This window comes from Variovorax sp. GW821-FHT10D07, from assembly GCF_059415325.1.
In genome coordinates, this window is the sequence record NZ_JBWKMZ010000003.1 from 383,356 (window position 1) to 398,962 (window position 15,607).

At 69.4% G+C, this 15,607-nt stretch carries 17 protein-coding genes; 8 read left to right on the forward strand and 9 right to left on the reverse strand.

Annotated features, from left to right (window positions below; genetic code table 11):
• Positions 1-2 precede the first annotated feature (2 nt).
• The 6 genes from tcuB to AC07PU_RS12185 form a co-directional block, all read right to left on the reverse strand.
• Complete coding sequence (gene tcuB / locus AC07PU_RS12160; protein ID WP_281078644.1) at positions 3-1,232, reverse strand: tricarballylate utilization 4Fe-4S protein TcuB; 1,230 nt, start codon at positions 1,230-1,232, stop codon at positions 3-5.
• A complete protein-coding gene (gene tcuA / locus AC07PU_RS12165) occupies positions 1,216-2,643 on the reverse strand; it encodes an FAD-dependent tricarballylate dehydrogenase TcuA (RefSeq protein WP_495317744.1) in 1,428 nt (475 codons plus the stop codon). The genes tcuB and tcuA overlap by 17 nt, the downstream gene beginning before the upstream one ends.
• A gap of 77 nt (positions 2,644-2,720) precedes the next feature.
• A complete protein-coding gene (locus AC07PU_RS12170) occupies positions 2,721-3,647 on the reverse strand; it encodes a LysR family transcriptional regulator (RefSeq protein WP_057597474.1) in 927 nt (308 codons plus the stop codon).
• Positions 3,648-3,654: 7 nt separating this feature from the next.
• Positions 3,655-4,533: a bile acid:sodium symporter family protein gene (locus tag AC07PU_RS12175; RefSeq protein WP_296785197.1), complete on the reverse strand. Its 879-nt coding sequence runs from the start codon at positions 4,531-4,533 to the stop codon at positions 3,655-3,657.
• A 93-nt stretch (positions 4,534-4,626) separates the two neighbouring features.
• The gene (locus AC07PU_RS12180; protein WP_093344395.1) at positions 4,627-5,394 is read right to left on the reverse strand and encodes a class II aldolase/adducin family protein; all 768 of its coding nucleotides are present in this window, start codon (positions 5,392-5,394) and stop codon (positions 4,627-4,629) included.
• A 26-nt stretch (positions 5,395-5,420) separates the two neighbouring features.
• Positions 5,421-6,011: an HD domain-containing protein gene (locus AC07PU_RS12185; RefSeq protein ID WP_495317747.1), complete on the reverse strand. Its 591-nt coding sequence runs from the start codon at positions 6,009-6,011 to the stop codon at positions 5,421-5,423.
• Between the two features lie 174 nt (positions 6,012-6,185).
• Here AC07PU_RS12185 and AC07PU_RS12190 point away from each other — a divergent pair, with 174 nt between their 5' ends.
• Positions 6,186-6,905 carry a Crp/Fnr family transcriptional regulator gene (locus tag AC07PU_RS12190; RefSeq protein WP_495317749.1) on the forward strand — a complete coding sequence of 240 codons (720 nt, stop codon included), beginning with the start codon at positions 6,186-6,188 and terminating at the stop codon, positions 6,903-6,905.
• Here the strand turns inward: AC07PU_RS12190 and AC07PU_RS12195 are convergent.
• Both AC07PU_RS12195 and AC07PU_RS12200 read right to left on the reverse strand, forming a co-directional pair.
• On the reverse strand, positions 6,881-8,389 hold the full coding sequence (locus AC07PU_RS12195; protein WP_495317751.1) for an MFS transporter: 1,509 nt from the start codon (positions 8,387-8,389) through the stop codon (positions 6,881-6,883). The genes AC07PU_RS12190 and AC07PU_RS12195 overlap by 25 nt on opposite strands.
• A gap of 3 nt (positions 8,390-8,392) precedes the next feature.
• Positions 8,393-8,944, reverse strand: coding sequence for a GNAT family N-acetyltransferase (locus AC07PU_RS12200; RefSeq protein WP_495317753.1), 552 nt, complete (start codon positions 8,942-8,944; stop codon positions 8,393-8,395).
• 124 nt (positions 8,945-9,068) lie between these two features.
• On the opposite strand from AC07PU_RS12200, the gene AC07PU_RS12205 reads away from it, so the two are divergent.
• From AC07PU_RS12205 to AC07PU_RS12230, 6 genes are all read left to right on the forward strand, one after another.
• Positions 9,069-9,947: a LysR family transcriptional regulator gene (locus tag AC07PU_RS12205; RefSeq protein WP_093344386.1), complete on the forward strand. Its 879-nt coding sequence runs from the start codon at positions 9,069-9,071 to the stop codon at positions 9,945-9,947.
• Between the two features lie 338 nt (positions 9,948-10,285).
• Positions 10,286-11,614 carry an MFS transporter gene (locus AC07PU_RS12210; RefSeq protein WP_093344384.1) on the forward strand — a complete coding sequence of 443 codons (1,329 nt, stop codon included), beginning with the start codon at positions 10,286-10,288 and terminating at the stop codon, positions 11,612-11,614.
• Positions 11,615-11,624: 10 nt separating this feature from the next.
• Positions 11,625-11,951, forward strand: a complete 327-nt coding sequence (locus AC07PU_RS12215; RefSeq protein WP_495317756.1) for a ferredoxin family protein — start codon at positions 11,625-11,627, stop codon at positions 11,949-11,951.
• 38 nt (positions 11,952-11,989) lie between these two features.
• Positions 11,990-12,601: a DJ-1/PfpI family protein gene (locus AC07PU_RS12220; protein ID WP_495317758.1), complete on the forward strand. Its 612-nt coding sequence runs from the start codon at positions 11,990-11,992 to the stop codon at positions 12,599-12,601.
• 117 nt (positions 12,602-12,718) lie between these two features.
• Positions 12,719-13,123, forward strand: a complete 405-nt coding sequence (locus AC07PU_RS12225; protein WP_490876934.1) for a cupin domain-containing protein — start codon at positions 12,719-12,721, stop codon at positions 13,121-13,123.
• 76 nt (positions 13,124-13,199) lie between these two features.
• Positions 13,200-13,874: a helix-turn-helix domain-containing protein gene (locus AC07PU_RS12230; RefSeq protein ID WP_093344376.1), complete on the forward strand. Its 675-nt coding sequence runs from the start codon at positions 13,200-13,202 to the stop codon at positions 13,872-13,874.
• A gap of 4 nt (positions 13,875-13,878) precedes the next feature.
• On the opposite strand, the gene AC07PU_RS12235 is transcribed toward AC07PU_RS12230, so the two are convergent.
• Entirely contained in the window at positions 13,879-15,045 is a 1,167-nt protein-coding gene (locus AC07PU_RS12235) for an ABC transporter substrate-binding protein (protein ID WP_495317761.1), read from the reverse strand.
• Positions 15,046-15,128: 83 nt separating this feature from the next.
• On the opposite strand from AC07PU_RS12235, the gene AC07PU_RS12240 reads away from it, so the two are divergent.
• The gene (locus AC07PU_RS12240; protein ID WP_495317763.1) at positions 15,129-15,602 is read left to right on the forward strand and encodes an energy transducer TonB; all 474 of its coding nucleotides are present in this window, start codon (positions 15,129-15,131) and stop codon (positions 15,600-15,602) included.
• Positions 15,603-15,607: the final 5 nt, after the last annotated feature.

The following is a 15,607-nucleotide window of genomic DNA, read 5'->3' on the forward strand; positions in this document are numbered from 1 at the left end:
GTTCAGTCGGCGCCAAGCTGCAGGCGGCTGGGCAGGCGCTTCTCGATCGCGAACTTCAGAAGCGCCGCGCAGCGGAAGATGCCGTGCGCGAACTTGCCGTAGGGCAGCGTGAGGAACAGCGCCATCACCACGCCCAGGTGCACCGCCAGCAGCAGCGCCATGAATCGCGTGTCGCGCCAGGCCAGCAGCGCCAAGCCCGTGAGGCTGGTCAGCAGCAGCAGCGCGATGAAGCCGCGGTCCATGGGCCGCTGCGCGACGTCGCCATGGGCCGGGTCGCGCCGCAGGTTGAGCCACAGCAGGCCGATCGGGCCGACCACCAGGCCGATGCCGCCCGCGGTGCCCAGCAGCACCGGCAGGCTGGTCAGCGCATAGGGCGCATGCAGGTCGAACAGGTAGTGGTAGAGCGTGGCCACGCAGGTCGAGGCGAAGCACAGCATGAAGCCGTAGAAGGTGAAGTGGTGGAAGCGCCGGCGCCACAGCGTGAAGCGGTCGTCCTCGTTGTTGCAGCCCTCGCCATGGCCGCCGCCGAGGTACTTGAGGCGCAGCGCATCGTGCGCCGCTTCCGCGCTCGCGGGCCCGCGCACGCCCGCCATCGCCGGCGCGTTGCCGGGGTCGTTGGCCGGCGAGACCTCGCGCCAGAAGCGCCGCACGCCCAGCGCCAGCGCGAGCAGCACGAACAGCGACACCGCGCCGAACAGCAGCGCGAGGAAGTTGTGCGGGAAGATCGCGTAGAAGTTGCCGGCCAGCGGCTCGTGCAGCAGCGAGCCGCTCATCGCGACCGCGAGCACGAGGAACAGCGCGAGGCCGCCGGCCAGGGCCAGCGCGACCGTGAGCCCGGCCTTCTCGTAGAGCGAGCCCATCGCGGCGGGCCAGGCGTAGTCGTGGTAGGTCTGCATGCGCACCTGGGCCATGGCCTGCGGCACGTTGACCGCGAACTCGTGCGGCGGCGCGTACTGGCAGGCATGCAGGCAGGCGCCGCAGTTGTGGCAGAGGTTGGCCAGGTAGTGCGTGTCGGCCTTGCCGAACTCGAGGCGCCGCGTCATCGCGGGGAACACGGCGCAGAAGCCCTCGCAGTAGCGGCAGGCGTTGCAGATCTGCAGGATGCGCGCGACCTCGCCCTCGGGGGCGGTCAGCGGAAGGGCGGGCTGGATCGGGATCACGCGCGACGGGGTGGCGCCGATGCCGTCCGCATCGGCACGCGCGCGGGCGACGAGATCAGTGAGCTGCTGCAAGGGCGGTCTCCGGGGAATTCTTCGAAATGTTCTTGGCGGCCTTCGCTGCCTGCGTGCCGGCGATGCGGCCGAAGGCCGTGCCGATGCTCATGCCGACGCCCGCCGTGTAGCCCTTGCCGAGCACGTTGCCGGCCATCATTTCGCCGGCCACGAACAGGTTGGGGCTGGGCCGGCCGCCGAAGCGCACGGCCGCGGTCTTGTCCACCTTCAGGCCCAGGTAGGTGAAGGTGATGCCGGGGCGCACCGGGTAGGCGTGGAAGGGCGCGGTGTCGAGCGGGCGCGCCCAGTGCGTCTTGGCCGGTGCGAGGCCCTCGGTGTGGCAGTCGTCGAGCGCGGTGTGGTCGAAGCGGCCGACACGGCAGGCGGCGTTGTAGTCCTGCACGGTGCGCACGAAGGTGGCTTCGTCCAGGCCGATCTTCTGCGCGAGTTCGCCGAGCGTGTTCGCCTGCGTGCCGGTGAACACCGGCGGCATGAAGCGCCCGACCGCCTTCTGGTCGATGATCGACCATGCGATCTGCCCCGGTTGCTGTGCCACGAGCCGGCCCCAGATCGCATAGCGCTTGGGCCAGAAGTCCTCGCCCTCGTCGTAGAAGCGCCGTGCTTCGCGGTTGACCACCACGCCGAGCGACACGCAGTCGATGCGCGTGCAGATGCCGCCGTCGTAGAGCGGCGCGCGCGCGTCGATGGCGACCATGTGGCCCTGCGAGGGATCGCCGATGCTGTCGGCGCCCGCGGCGATCATGTGCTTGAGCAGCACGCCCTGGTTGAAGCGCGTGCCGCGGATCAGGAAGTTGTCGGCCGGCCATTCGCCGCGCTCGTTCCGGCCCCAGGCCTCGCGCAGCCATTCGCGGTTCGACTCGAAGCCGCCGGCCGCGAGCACGCAGCTCTTCGCCGCGATGCGTTCGCCGGCCTCGGTGCGCACGGCCACGAAGCGCTCGCCGTCGAGCTCGACCGAGGCCACGGGCGTGTCGTAGCGGATCTGCACGCCGAGCCGTTCGGCACTGCGGAAATAGGCATTGACCAGCGCCTTGCCGCCGCCCATGAAGAAGGCATTGGTGCGCGCCACGTGCAGTGCGCCCGACAGCGGCGGCTGGAAGTGCACGCCATGGCTGCGCATCCAGTCGCGGCAGCTCGACGAGGCGCGGATCACGAGCCGCGCGAGGTGCTCGTCGGTGAGGCCGCCCGTCACCTTCAGCAGGTCCTGCCAGTACTCCTCTTCAGGGTAGGCATCGACCAGCACGTCCTGCGGCGCGTCGTGCATGCAGCGCAGGTTGCGGGTGTGCTGCGAATTGCCGCCGCGCCATGCCTTGGGCGAGGCCTCCAGCAGCAGCACCGAAGCGCCGGCCTCGCGCGCCATCAGGGCGGCGCACAGCGCGGCATTGCCGCCGCCGACAACCAGTACGTCTATCACTCGTGGGTCTCCTTGGAATCCAGGAGACTTTAGGCAGCGCGGCCTTCACGCGAAAGGCCGGATGAGGCAACGGGTGTTCAGTTTTCGAGAAGACTGGCGCCGGTCCAGCGGCCGTCGCGAACGAGGCTGCGCGCGGTGTCGGCCACCACCACGCGCGTGGCCAGCGCGGCCGGCGAGAGCTCGTCGTCCGACAGGCTCACGAGCAGGTTGCGCCGGCCCACGTGGGCATCGGCGATCTGCGTGAGCTCGAGGTCGTCGCGGTCGTGGCGCGCGGTGGCGGCGCCGGGCTGCACGGTGGCGCCGTAGCCGGCGCGCACCGCGTCCATCAGCAGCGCGAGGCCGTCGACCTCGGCCACGATGTTCGGCTGCACGCGCGCGCGCAGGAAGGCCGCCATCAGGGTGGCGCGCAGGCCGTGGCTGCCGCTTGGCAGGATCAGCGGCACCTCGGCCAGCTGCGAGAGCCGCACCTTGGTGCCCATGGGGCGCCTGGCGAGCGTGGGCGAGGCGACCACGAAGAGCTTCTCGGCCAATAGCGGCGAGACGCTCCAGCGGCGCGGCGTGTCGGTCTGGAACAGCACGGCCAGGTCGAGCTGGCGCGCATGCAGCATGGTCGTGAGATGGCCCGACAGCGCCTCGACCATGTGCAGCCGCACCTCGGGATAGCGCTCCTGCATGGCGCGCATCAGCGGCACGCCGAGCACGGTGGCGGTGGTGGGCGCGAGGCCCACGCTGACATGGCCCGACAGCCGCGCCTGCTGCGCCGCGCGCACCGCGTCGTCGGCATGGCGCAGCGTGAGCTGGGCCTGCTGCAGGAAGGCCAGGCCGGCATCGGTGGGCGTGACGCCCGTGGAACTGCGCTGCAGCAGGCGGGTGGCGAGCTCGCTCTCGAGCCGGCTGATCTGCTGGCTCAGCGCCGAGGTGACCACGCCGAGCTCGACCGCCGCGCGGCCCATGCTGCGCAGTTCGCAGACCTTGACGAAGTAGCGCAGTTGCCTCAGTTCCATGCGCGCATCATCGCGCAGGCGCCACCTCGCTCGCGCGGCGGCGCAGCAGCAACCATCCGAACAGCGGGGCGGTGACGTACATCGCCACCGAGTACACCGCGGCCGGCAGCGCGAGCTGGAAGCTGCCGAGCACGCTGACCGCGACGAAGATCGCCAAGGTGGAGTTGTGGATGCCGATCTCGTAGCTGATGGCGGTGGCCAGCGGCTTCTCGAGGCCCGCGGCGCGGCTCAGGTAGTAGCCCGCGAGCAGGCTCAGCACGTTGAACAGCACCACCGGCAGGCCGATCTCGGCGAAGGTGGCGGCCATGGTCTTCCACTCGTTCGCGATCGCCAGCACCGTGACCACCGCGAGCACCACGCCGCTGAAGATCTTGGTCGGCTTCTCCATGCGCGCCGCGAAGCCGGGCCGGCGCGAGGCCACGAACATGCCGATGGCCACCGGGATCAGCACGATGGCGATCACCTCGACCAGCTTGCGCGTCTGCAGCGGCACCACCTGGCCGCTCTGCGCGAAATGGTTGATGGCCCAGTTGGCGATCAGCGGCAGCGTGACGATCGACAGCAGCGTGTTGACGGCCGTGAGCGAGATGTTCATCGCCACGTTGCCGCCGAACAGGTGCGAGAACAGGTTGGCCGAGATGCCGCCGGGCGAGGCCGCGAGCAGCATGAGCCCGATCGCGAACACCGGCGAGAGCCCGAAGCCCACGATGATCGCGTAGCAGGCCAGCGGCAGGCCGATGACCTGCAGCAGCAGCGCGATGGTCACGGCCTTCGGATGCCGGAACAGGCGCCGGAAGTCGTCGAGCGAGAGCGACAGCCCGAGCCCGAACATCACGAGCGCGAGCGCGCCGAACAGGAAGCGGGTCACGATGAGCGTGGCGTCCATGGGTCTTGTCTCCTCATTCGTCGTTCTAAAAAAATGGCTGCCGGCCCCCGTCGCGCGGGTGCTGGCAGCCTGGGAAACCGGGGTCGACGCGTCTTAGTTTTTGTAGCTGTCGTCGATGCGGTCGAGTTTGCGGATCAGCGAGGGCCAGACGAACATGCCGCCGAGGCCGCCGCTTTGCACCTTCATGGCCTGGCCCACGCCTTCGATGATCTGCGGGTTCACGTGCGTGAGTTCGCTGCCGCCCGATTGGGCCGCGATCTGGATCTGGCAGGTGTTCTCGAAGGTGTACATCGAAAGGAACGCGTCGGCAATGGTCTTGCCGCAGGTCAGCAGGCCGTGGTTGCGCAGCATCAGGAAGTTGGCGTGGCCCATGTCGGCCTGCAGCCTCGGCTTCTCGTCGTCGCGGAAGGCCACGCCCTCGTAGTCGTGGTAGGCCAGCGAGGCCAGCACGAAGGTCGACTGCTGGCTGATCGGCAGCACGCCGTTCTTCTGCGCGCTGACCGCGATGCCGGCCTTGGTGTGCGTGTGCAGCACGCACTGGATGTCCTCGCGCGCCGCATGCACGGCGCTGTGGATCACGAAGCCGGCCGGGTTCACGGGGTAGGGCGAGTCGATGATCTTGTTGCACTGCTGGTCGACCTTGACCAGGCTCGAGGCCGTGATCTCGTCGAACATCAGGCCGTAGGGATTGATCAGGAAGTGGTGCTCGGGGCCGGGCACGCGCGCGCTGATGTGGGTGAACACGAGGTCGCTCCAGCCGTACAGCGCCACCAGGCGGTAGCAGGCGGCGAGGTCGACGCGCAGCTGCCATTCCTCGGCGGAGACGAGCTTCTGGACTTCGGATTGGGTGGTGGCGTTCATGGTGTGGGTCCTTTGGAGGTATGGGTTCAGGCCGTGGCCGGCTCCTTCAGTGCCGACTTGTAGATGCTCTGCTTGGGCTGCGCCATCACGCGCCGCAGCAGCGGTTCGAATTCGGCGATCGGCAGGGTCTCGGCCTTCGGGTCGAAGGCCGGGTTGTCGTAGAGCGCGCAGAACTCGGCCGTGCGCTCGTAGTAGGGATGGTCCTTGAAGTTGTCGCGCATGTCGCGGTCCAGCCCGATGTGGTGGAAGAAGTAGTGGCCCTGGAAGATGCCGTGGTTCTGCACCATCCAGTGGTTGGCCTCGCTCACGAAGGGCTTGAGGATCGCGGCGGCGATGTCGGGGTGGTTGAAGCTGCCGAGCGTGTCGCCGATGTCGTGCAGCAGCGCGCACACCACGTACTCCTCGTCGCGGCCGTCGCGCAGCGCGCGCGTGGCGGTCTGCAGCGAGTGGGTGTAGCGGTCGACCGGAAAGCCGCCGTAGTCGCCCTCGAGGATCTGCAGGTGCTTGATCACGCGCTCCGGCAGGCCGCGCGTGAACTGCATGAATTCGCCGCCGATCAGCTGCCAGTCCTCGCGCGTGCTGTCCTGCATGGTCTTGAAGCTTGCCCGTGCATTCATCGTTGTCGTCTCCGGTGGGTCTCTCGTTCGTGGGTGAGGGCACTGTAGACCCGGGCTTGACGCTCAACTGTCAAGAATTTGACAATTGAGGCTGCTGGTAAACCCCGCCCGCGCCTGTCGCCGACTTGTCTCGCGCCATCGGCCTCCACCTTTTTCCGGCCACCGCCGCACCGCATGTCCGCTCCCGCCAAACCGCGCCTGTCCGCCGCCCATCGCGCGGCGATGGAGTCCAACCCCTGGTTCATGAGCATGCCGCGCGCGCAGCGCGAGAACCTGCTGGGCGCGGCCGAGCTGATCCACCTGCGGCGCGGCGCCATGGTGTTCCGCCAGGGCGATCCGGTGATCGCCGACGGCGGCTTCTTCGGGCTGGCGGCGGGCACCATCAAGATATCGTCGCTGCGCCAGGACGGCCGCGAGGCGATCCTCGCGGTGCTCGAGCCCGGCAACTGGTTCGGCGAGATCACGCTGATCGACGGCTCGCCGCGCACCCACGATGCCACCGCGCTCGAGGCGCTCGACCTGCTGGTGATTTCGCCGCAGTCCTTCGGCCTGCTGATGCGCGACGTTGTGTTCGCCAACGCGATCGCCGCCATGCTGGCCGCGCGCGTGCGCATGCTCTACGGCCTCGCCGAGGACGCCACGCTGCGCAGCCTGCGCGCGCGCGTCGCGCACCGCCTGCTGGTGCTGGCGCGCGGCGATGCCACGCAGTCGCAGCACACGCGCCAGCGCGTGGCGCTGCCGCAGGAGGCACTGGCGATGATGCTCGGCGTGACGCGCCAGACGCTGTCGAAGGAACTCAATGCGCTGGCGGGCGAGGGCGTGGTCGCGCTGGGCTACGGGCGCATCGAGCTGGTGTCGCTCGACGCGCTTCAGCAGCTGGTGCGTGCCGGCTGAACGCGCCGGCCCAGCAGCGCCACCGAACAGGCCGCCGCGACGACGATCGCCACGGCCACGGCCATCACCGCGAAGAAGGCCTGGTCGAAGGCCGTGTGCGCGAGCGCCACCAGCTGCGTGCCGATCTGCGTGGGCAGCGTCTCGGCCGCGAGCAGCGCGCCGTCGATGCCGTCGCGCGCCGAGGCCGGCACCGCCAGAGTGTCGGGAATGGCCAGCGTGGCCGTGTAGGTCGACGAGAGCACGCTGCCGAGCAGCGCGATGCCGAGCACGCCGCCCAGTTCGTACGACACCTCCTCGATCGACGCCGCCATGCCCGCGTGTTCGGCCGGCGCGTTGTTCATGATCGCGTTCGAGGCCGCCGTGATGGTCGCGCCCACGCCCAGGCCCAGCAGCACCAGCACCGCGAGCTTGAGCACGCCCGTGGCATCGACGGCCAGCGCCAGCCCGCACAGCGAGAGCGCGGTGGCCAGCAGGCCGCCGAGGATCAGCGGGCGCGAGCCGGTGCGCGACAGCACCATGCCCGCGAGCGGCCCCGCCACGAAGGCGGCGAGCGGCACCGGCAGGATCGCCAGGCCCGCCTGCAGCGGCGAGAGGCCGGTCACCAGCTGCAGCCGCTGGCTGAACACCAGCTCGACGCCGATCAGCGCCACCGAGGCCACGATGGCCGCGATCACGCCGCCCGAGAAATACGGGTCGCGGAACAGCCGGAAGTCGACCAGCGGGCTCGCGCTGCGCCGCTGGCGCCGCACGAACAGCGCCATGGCCAGCAGGCTCGCGGTGGCGCTGATACCCATCGCGAGGCCCGAGGGCACGGGCTTGGCGAATTCCTTGATCGCGAGCACCAGGCAGACCAGCGCCACGAACACCTGCACCGAGCCGATGACGTCGAAGGGCTTCGGCTGCGCGGTGGCGCCCGCGCGCCGCCCCGGCAGCAGCCAGGCGCCGAGCACCAGCGCGAGCACGACCACGGGCACGTTGATGAGGAACACGGAGCCCCACCAGAAGTACTCGAGCAGCACGCCGCCGACCACCGGGCCGAACGCGGCGCCGCCCGAGGCGACCGAGGCCCAGACGCCGATGGCGACCGCGCGCTCGCGCTCGTCGGCGAAGGCGAGCCGGATGATGGCCAGCGTGGCCGGCATCATCATCGAGGCGCCCACGCCCAGCAGGCCGCGCGCCGCGATCAGCGCCGCGGGGCTGCCGGCATAGGCGGCGCACAGCGAGGCCGCGCCGAAGACGATCAGGCCCGCGAGGAACATGCGCTTGTAGCCCACGCGGTCGCCGAGCGCGCCCATGCCGAGCAGGAAGCCCGACACCACCACCGTGTAGGCGTTGACGATCCAGAGCTTCTCGGACGAGGAGGCCGCGAGGTCGTGCGTGAGCGTGGGCAGCGCCGTGTAGAGCACGGTCATGTCGACCACGATCAGCAGCAGCGCCATCGAGACGATCACCAGCGTGATCCATTTCTTGAACACGGTATTCATCGCTCAGGCCTCCAGTTCCTTGAGCATCGTGACCGAGACCGGCATGCAGCCGCGCGCCTCGAAGAAACGGTGCGCGCCCTGGTTGCCGATGCCGCTCTCGAGGAACAGGCGCGCGATGCCGCGCTGCCGCAGTTCGGCGCAGACCCAGTCGAACAGCTGGCCGCCGACGCCGGCGGACTGGAACGGCGCATCGACCACGAGGTCGTCGAGCGTGGCGAAGGCGCGCGCGGCGCGCCGGGCCTCGTCGACGGACACCAGCGCGATCGCGGCCAGCGCATCGCCGGCATGCGCGGTGGCGATCAGCGAAGCGGCCGTCGCCGGCGGCAGCACGAGCGTTTCGCGCAGTTCGGCGCGCAGCACTTCGGGCAGGTCGCGGCGCCATTCGCCGGGCGCGACGGCGCGCGCGCCCTGCAGCTCGGAATGCGAGATGTAGCGCGGGCTCAGCTGGCGCATGAACAGCGCGGCGATGGCGGCTTCCTGCGCGGGGTCGTGGCACCAGCGCAGGGTCAGGGGGGCGGTGTGGATGCGGGGCATCGCGAGACGGGAGATCGGCATACGAACGGACTTCTCTTTTCAGGGACGGGGCGAGGTCGCCTCGCCTGGACCGCCGATCTTGCTTCAATAGAATGGATGAATAAAGATGAAACCCATCTGATAAATAGATAGAAGAGGCCGTGCCATGGAATGGACCGTCGACCAGCTGCGCCAGTTCGTCACCACCGCCGACTGCGGCTCGTTCTCGGCGGCCGCGCGCCGGCTCGGCAAGGCGCAGTCGGCCGTGAGCACCGCCATCGGCCTGCTCGAGGCCGACCTCGGCGTGGCGCTGTTCGATCGCTCGCGACGCAATGCGCAGCTGTCCGAGGCGGGGCAGGTGCTGCTGCTCGAGGCGCGCGAGCTGCTGCGCCAGGCCGAGCAGCTCGACCAGCGCGCGCGTTCGCTGCACGACGGCAGCGAGGCCGCGCTCTCGATGGCCTTCGACGAGGCGCTGCCGTACACCGCCATCGCCACGCTGTTGCGCGAGATCTCGGTGAAGTACCCGAGCCTCGAGCTCACGCTGCTCAACGGCACCGCCACCGAGGTGGCCGACTACGTGGAGCAGGAGCGCGCGAGCGTGGCCTTCCATTTCGACCGCGGCCCGGCGCGCGCCTGCTTCGAGCTGCGCCGCATCGGCAGCGTGCCGCAGGGCGTGTTCGTGGCGGTCGACCATCCGCTGGCCGATGGCCGCACCGTGCGGCGCAAGGACCTGGTCGGGCACCGGCAACTGCTGATGCATGCGGACGATGTGCACGAGGTGGCCTACAGCCCGCGCGTCTGGCGCTCCGACAGCTTCTACAGCACGGCCGAGATGGTGGCCGACAAGCTCGGATGGGCCGTGCTGCCCGTCAACATCGCGCACTACGAGGGCTACCGCCAGGCCCTCAAGGAACTGCCGTGCCCCGCGCTGGCGCTGCCGCGGCTGTCGGTGCGCATGCTGTGGCTGCAGGGGCGGCCGCTGGGCGCCACCGCGCGCTACGTGCAGCAGCGCTTCGCGGAACTGCTGCTCGACAGCACGGCCTGAGCCGCCGCGCGGCTTCGCCCCGACCTTCCTGAACCGATGCATTCCGCCCGCGGGCGGCGGCCTGCGCACGCCTGTCCGGTGGCATGGCTCTTGCGAAGAAGTCGCCCGATGGGAAACTTATTCACCAAATTTGGGCAACTCCTGAAACGGGATTTACCCCTGAAGCGGTGGATTTAGCTTCTCAGGGAAAGCGATATGTTTCCCATTGGGAAACAAAACTAATCTTCGCGCAGCTTCACCGCCCGTGCACGAAAACGGGCAACCCACGCCGCCGCCGCCCTCGAGGCGGGCGGTCCACGTCAGCAGAGCCATCAACCTCGCATCGGAGAGCCACCACCATGAATCACCCCGCCAATCCCGCGCTGGCCCAGGAGGGACGGTCGGCCGAGACCGACAGCTCCGAAGTCAGCCGTGTCGTGTTCGCCAGCTCGGTCGGAACCATCATCGAGTGGTACGACTTCCTGATCTACGGCACCGCCGCCGCGCTGGTCTTCAACAAGATCTTCTTTCCCGCCGACGACCCGCTGATGGGCACGCTGGCCGCCCTGGGCAGCGCGGCCGTGGGCTTCTTCGCGCGGCCTTTCGGCGGCGCGGTGTTCGGCTACTTCGGCGACCGGCTGGGCCGCAAGTCGATGCTGCTGCTGACGCTCGCGATCATGGGGCTCGGCACCTTCGCCATCGGCCTGCTGCCGACCTACCAGCAGATCGGCGTCTGGGCGCCGATCCTCTTGATCGTGCTGCGCATCGTGCAGGGCATCGGCCTGGGCGGCGAGTGGGGCGGGGCGGCGCTGATGGTGCTCGAGCATGCGCCGAAGCGCCGGCGCGGGCTCTGCGGCAGCCTGGTGCAGGTCGGTTTCCCGATCGGCCTGATCCTGTCGGCCGGCGTCTACTCGATGGTGTCGACCTTGCCCGAGGAGGACTTCATGGCCTGGGGCTGGCGCGTGCCCTTCCTGCTGAGCGTGGTGCTGGTGGCGCTCGGTGCCTTCATCCGCACGCGGGTGTCGGAGTCGCCGGTGTTCCTCGAGATGAAGGCCAAGAAGGAGATCGCGCGCAACCCCTTCGCCGAGGCCGTGTTCCGCGACCCGAAAAACTTCCTGATCGCGGTGGGCCTGAAGATCTGCGAGGTCTCGTGGGTCTACATGCTCACGGTGTTCATGGTGGTCTACGCGACCAAGAACCTCGGCCTGCCCAAGGAGATGCTGCTCAACGCGATCATGGTCGCGGCGGCGATCGAGGTGGTGACGATTCCGCTGTTCGGCTGGCTGTCGGACATCATCGGCCGCCGCCCGTTCTACTTCGCGGGCACGCTCTTCACCATCGTCTTCGCGTTCCCGCTGTTCTGGCTGGTCGACACGCGCGATCCGTGGATCATCATCGCCGCGACCGCGGTGGCGCTGAGCTTCGGCCACGGCCTGATGTTCGGCCCGCAGGCCACCTACTTTCCCGAGTTGTTCGGCGCACGCGTGCGCTACACCGGCGCCTCGTTCGGCTTCCAGGTGTCGGCCGCGCTCGGCGGCGGGCTGGCGCCGATCCTCGCCACCCTGCTGGTGGGCAAGCTCGGCGGCACCGCGGGCGTGTCGATCATGCTGATCGGCCTGGCCTGCGTGACCCTGGTGGCGGCCTTCTTCGCGCACGAGACGCGCGACGACTCGGTGCGCAACTTCTGAGCGCGGCCGCATGACCTTCGTCGTCACCGAAGCCTGCATCGCGTGCCGCTATGGCGAGTGCGTGTCGGTGTGCCCGCAGAACGCCTTCCACGAAGGACCGAACTTCGTGGTCATCGACCCGCGCGCCTGCGCCAACTGCGGCCTGTGCGAGATGGTGTGCCCGGTGCAGGCGATCCATCCCGCGGCCGACCTCGCGCCCGACCAGCGCGACTGGATCGCGCTCAATGCGCGGCTCGCGGCGCAGTGGCCGGTGGCGGTCGACACCCAACCGCTGGCCGATGCCGACGCGCATGCCTTCGACACGGCCAAGCGCGAGCGCCTGATCCTCGAACCATGAACCCCAACGCCTTTTCATCCAGAACGAAAGACCCGCGAATGCACATGACCTTCCTGCTCTACGAGGGCATCGAGCCCGTCGACCTCGCCGCCATCGGCGTGGTCTCGATGGCGCGGCGCGTGATCCCCGAGCTCGGCTACCAGACCGTGTCCTTCGACCGCGCGCCGGTCACGCTCGCCAACGGGCTGCAAGTGCTGCCGAACAGGAGCTTTGAGGAGGTGCGCGAGGTCGACGTGCTGCTGGTGCCCGGCGGGCCCGGCTGGCGCGCTGCTTCGCAGGACGCGCGCGTGCTCGAATTCGTGCGCCGCGTGGCGCCCGAAGCGCTGGTCTGCTCGGTCTGCACCGGCGCGATGATCCTGGCCGAGGCCGGCGTGCTCGACGGCCTGCGCGCGACCACCAAGTTCGAGGTGGTGCCGCCCGAGACCTCGCCGCTCGATGAGCTGCGGCAACGCTATCCGGCGATCCGCACCGAGCCCGCGCTCGTGGTCGACAACGGCCGCGTGGTCACCGGCGGTGGCGTCACGCTGTGCATCGACGCCGTGCTGTACCTGATCGAGAAACGCTTCGGCCCCGCACCCGCGGCCGAGGTGGCCCGGATCATGGAGTACGGCGCCGCGCGCGAGGCCAACCTGTTGCGCTTCGCGGCCTGAGCGCTTTCGATTTCAAAAAGTTGTCCAATGGGAAACTTCGATCTAGAATCGAATCCACCCGCTGCGGCGATGTCCCCCGTCCCCCACCCATCCATTCATCCACAGGAGTCAAACACCATGTCCGCCGTCTTCAAGGAACGCCTCTCCGGCAAACTGCAACCCACCCTCGGTGGTTCCGTCTACGTCGATCCCGCCACGCTCGAATGGCGGCCCTCGCAGTTTCCGAAGATCCAGATGAAGGTGCTCTACCGCAACGACGCATCGGGCGAGATGACGGTGCTGCTCAAGTGGGAACCCGGCGCGGTGCTGCCGTTCCACAAGCATCCCGAGATCGAGCAGAGCTGGGTGCTCGAGGGTTCGTTCTCGGACCACGACGGCATCTGCCGCGCGGGCCAGTTCGTCTGGCGCCAGCCGGGCTCGCTGCACGAGACGCGCTCGGACGAGGGCTGCACCATCCTCGCGATCTATCGCAAGCCCAATGTGTTCTTCAACGCAGCGGGTTTCGAAGCCGACAAGAACTGAGTTCTTCCCGCGCGGTGCCGGCCATCCGGGCAACCGGGTGTGCCGGCGGGTAAACCGGTTCCGTTAAATTCGGAGCATGGTTGCTTCAAAGAAAACCGTTCGCGCGCCCAAGCGCGCGGCGGCCCCCGCCGCTGCTGCCGTTGCAGCGGCCCCCGCCGAGGTGCCGGCCCATGTGGACCTCGGCGTGCGCCTCAAGCAGCGGCGCCTCGAGGCGGGCCTCACGCTCGCGGCGCTGGCCGAGCAGGCCGGCTTCGGCAAGGCCTATCTCTCGCGCATCGAGAGCGGCCAGAAGGTGCCGCCGATCGGCTCGCTGGCGCGCATCGCGAGCGTGCTGGGCATCGAGGCCGCGAGCCTTCTCACCGACAACACGCATGCGCAGCAGAGCTGGCGCGGCGTGAGCCTGGTGCGGCATGCCGACAAGCGCCCGACCGTGATGGGCGGCAGCGCCTTCGGCTACGACTACTTCGCGCTGACCGACGCCACCACCGACCGCGCGCTGCAGCCCTTCCTGTTCACCTTCCCCGACAAGGTCGACAAGTTCGTGTTCTTCGAGCACGAGGGCGAGGAGATGATGCACGTGCTCACGGGCCGCGTGGAGTGGCAGGTCGGGGTCGACAAGTTCATCCTCGAGCCCGGCGACACGCTGCATTTCGACGCGCGCATCCCGCACCGCGGGCATGCGCTCGCGGGGCCGGCCACGGCGCTGGTGGTGATCTATTCGCCCGTGGGCTACCACCCGAACCTGGCCTGAAGCCTCAGCGCAGAACGCGACCGTCGGCCGAGATGCTGATCAGGTCGATGCTGCGCACGTTGTCGCGCAGGCCGGGGCGCAGGTTGATGCGGAAGCCGCCGACGTCGTAGTCGGTCATCGCGCTCATCACGCGCTGCAGGCTCTGCGGCGTGAAGCCGCGGCCCGCGCGGCGCACCGCCTCGCCCACGGTCTTGGCGGCGATGAAGCCCTCGAGGCCCTCGTACGAAGGCGCCTGGTCGGAGTTGTCGACCGCGGCGCGGTACTCCTTGACGATCGGGATCGCCGAGGGCCGCGGCGAGGGCACGACCTGCGAGATCACGATGCCGCCGATGTCCTTGCCGAGCTCGGCGTAGAGCGGGTCGATGCCCACGATCGAGAAGGCCATGAAGCTGCCGGTGTAGCCGCTCTTGCGCAGCGCGCGGATGGCATTGGCCGTGGTGCCCGAGAGCGACACCAGCACGATGGCCTGGGGCGAGGGCTTCTGCACCGCCTTGAGCGCATCCTCGAGCGGCTTGCCGCCGCCCGCGGGCACCAGAGCGGTGGCGACCAGCGGCGGCAGCTTGAGTTCGCTCACGGCCTGCTGCACCGCCGCGAGGCCGGCATGGCCCATCGCGTCGTCGTCGCCGACCAATGCGATGCGGGTCTGCCCCACGGTGGCGCACTGGCGCACGATCTTCAGTGCCTCGTCGATCATGCCGGGGCGCACATGGAACACGTTGGGATGCGCGGGGCCGCGCAAGGTGTCCGAGGCCGCGAAGGGCGCGAACAGCAGGCTGCCCTGCTGGGTGGCGACCTCGGCGCCGGCATTGCTGCTGGCGGTGCCGACGAAGCCGAACAGCATGTCGGCCTTGTCGCGCGACAGCAGGGTGCGGGCGTTGGCCGCCGCGCGGCTCGCGTCGTAGCCATCGTCGAGCTGCAGCAGCTTGAGCTGCAGGCCGCTGGCGGCATTGCGTTCGTTGAAGTCGCTCACCGCGAGCCGGCTGCCGGCCGCGAAGGCCAGGCCGATCTCGCCGGCCGTGCCGGTCAGCGGCACCGACTGGCCCAGCAGCACCACGCGGGCGCCGCCGGCCGCGGCCGCGCGGGTGGTCTGCGCGAACGCGCGCGGCCCGGCCGTGCCCAGGGCCCACAGGGCGCCCGTCTTGATCAGCCACTGTCTGCGTGCGTCGTTCATCGGACACCTTTGCTCAAAATAGTAAAAAAGTGTAGCAATTTGGATGCCCGGCGGGAAGTTTTGCGCACTGCAGAATCGCTGGCATGAACAAGATCGCTGTGCTGGCACTGGGATGTGCCGTGGTGGCCGGTTGCACCGACCTGGCCCGGAACAGGGCGCCGGAGACGCCGGAGGCCGGTTTCTCGCAGGGCGGGACCGGGGCGCCCGTGCTGGAAGTCGCCGCGCCGCCCACGATCGCGCCCGCGCCGATGGCCGATCCCACACCGTCGCGCCGGCCGGCGCCGGTGTCCGACGCGCGCGTGCTGCAGCGCTCGATTCCGGGCTATCCCTCGCAGCTGGCCGAGCAGGGCGTGGCGGGCACGGTGGTCGCGGCCTTCGACGTGAACCCCGAGGGGCGCGCCGATCGCATCCGGATCGTCAGCTCGCCGCATCCGCTGCTGTCGCAGGTGGTGACGAAGTCGCTCGAAGCCTGGCGCTTCGAACCGGCGCGCGACGCGAACGGCCAGGGCCTGCGCAGCGCGATGCGGCTGCCGTTCCGCTTCGTCGTCGAAGACTGAGGAAG

Coding starts and splice junctions, on each gene's coding strand:
- AC07PU_RS12170 (WP_057597474.1), bottom strand. CDS start 3,647: ATGGAACTGAGGCAACTGCGCTACTTCGTCAAGGTCTGCGAACTGCGC.
- AC07PU_RS12180 (WP_093344395.1), bottom strand. CDS start 5,394: ATGAACGCCACCACCCAATCCGAAGTCCAGAAGCTCGTCTCCGCCGAG.
- AC07PU_RS12220 (WP_495317758.1), top strand. CDS start 11,990: ATGCACATGACCTTCCTGCTCTACGAGGGCATCGAGCCCGTCGACCTC.
- AC07PU_RS12235 (WP_495317761.1), bottom strand. CDS start 15,045: ATGAACGACGCACGCAGACAGTGGCTGATCAAGACGGGCGCCCTGTGG.
- AC07PU_RS12210 (WP_093344384.1), top strand. CDS start 10,286: ATGAATCACCCCGCCAATCCCGCGCTGGCCCAGGAGGGACGGTCGGCC.
- AC07PU_RS12225 (WP_490876934.1), top strand. CDS start 12,719: ATGTCCGCCGTCTTCAAGGAACGCCTCTCCGGCAAACTGCAACCCACC.
- AC07PU_RS12240 (WP_495317763.1), top strand. CDS start 15,129: ATGAACAAGATCGCTGTGCTGGCACTGGGATGTGCCGTGGTGGCCGGT.
- AC07PU_RS12205 (WP_093344386.1), top strand. CDS start 9,069: ATGGAATGGACCGTCGACCAGCTGCGCCAGTTCGTCACCACCGCCGAC.
- AC07PU_RS12190 (WP_495317749.1), top strand. CDS start 6,186: ATGTCCGCTCCCGCCAAACCGCGCCTGTCCGCCGCCCATCGCGCGGCG.
- AC07PU_RS12185 (WP_495317747.1), bottom strand. CDS start 6,011: ATGAATGCACGGGCAAGCTTCAAGACCATGCAGGACAGCACGCGCGAG.
- AC07PU_RS12215 (WP_495317756.1), top strand. CDS start 11,625: ATGACCTTCGTCGTCACCGAAGCCTGCATCGCGTGCCGCTATGGCGAG.
- AC07PU_RS12195 (WP_495317751.1), bottom strand. CDS start 8,389: ATGAATACCGTGTTCAAGAAATGGATCACGCTGGTGATCGTCTCGATG.
- AC07PU_RS12230 (WP_093344376.1), top strand. CDS start 13,200: ATGGTTGCTTCAAAGAAAACCGTTCGCGCGCCCAAGCGCGCGGCGGCC.
- AC07PU_RS12175 (WP_296785197.1), bottom strand. CDS start 4,533: ATGGACGCCACGCTCATCGTGACCCGCTTCCTGTTCGGCGCGCTCGCG.
- AC07PU_RS12200 (WP_495317753.1), bottom strand. CDS start 8,944: ATGCCGATCTCCCGTCTCGCGATGCCCCGCATCCACACCGCCCCCCTG.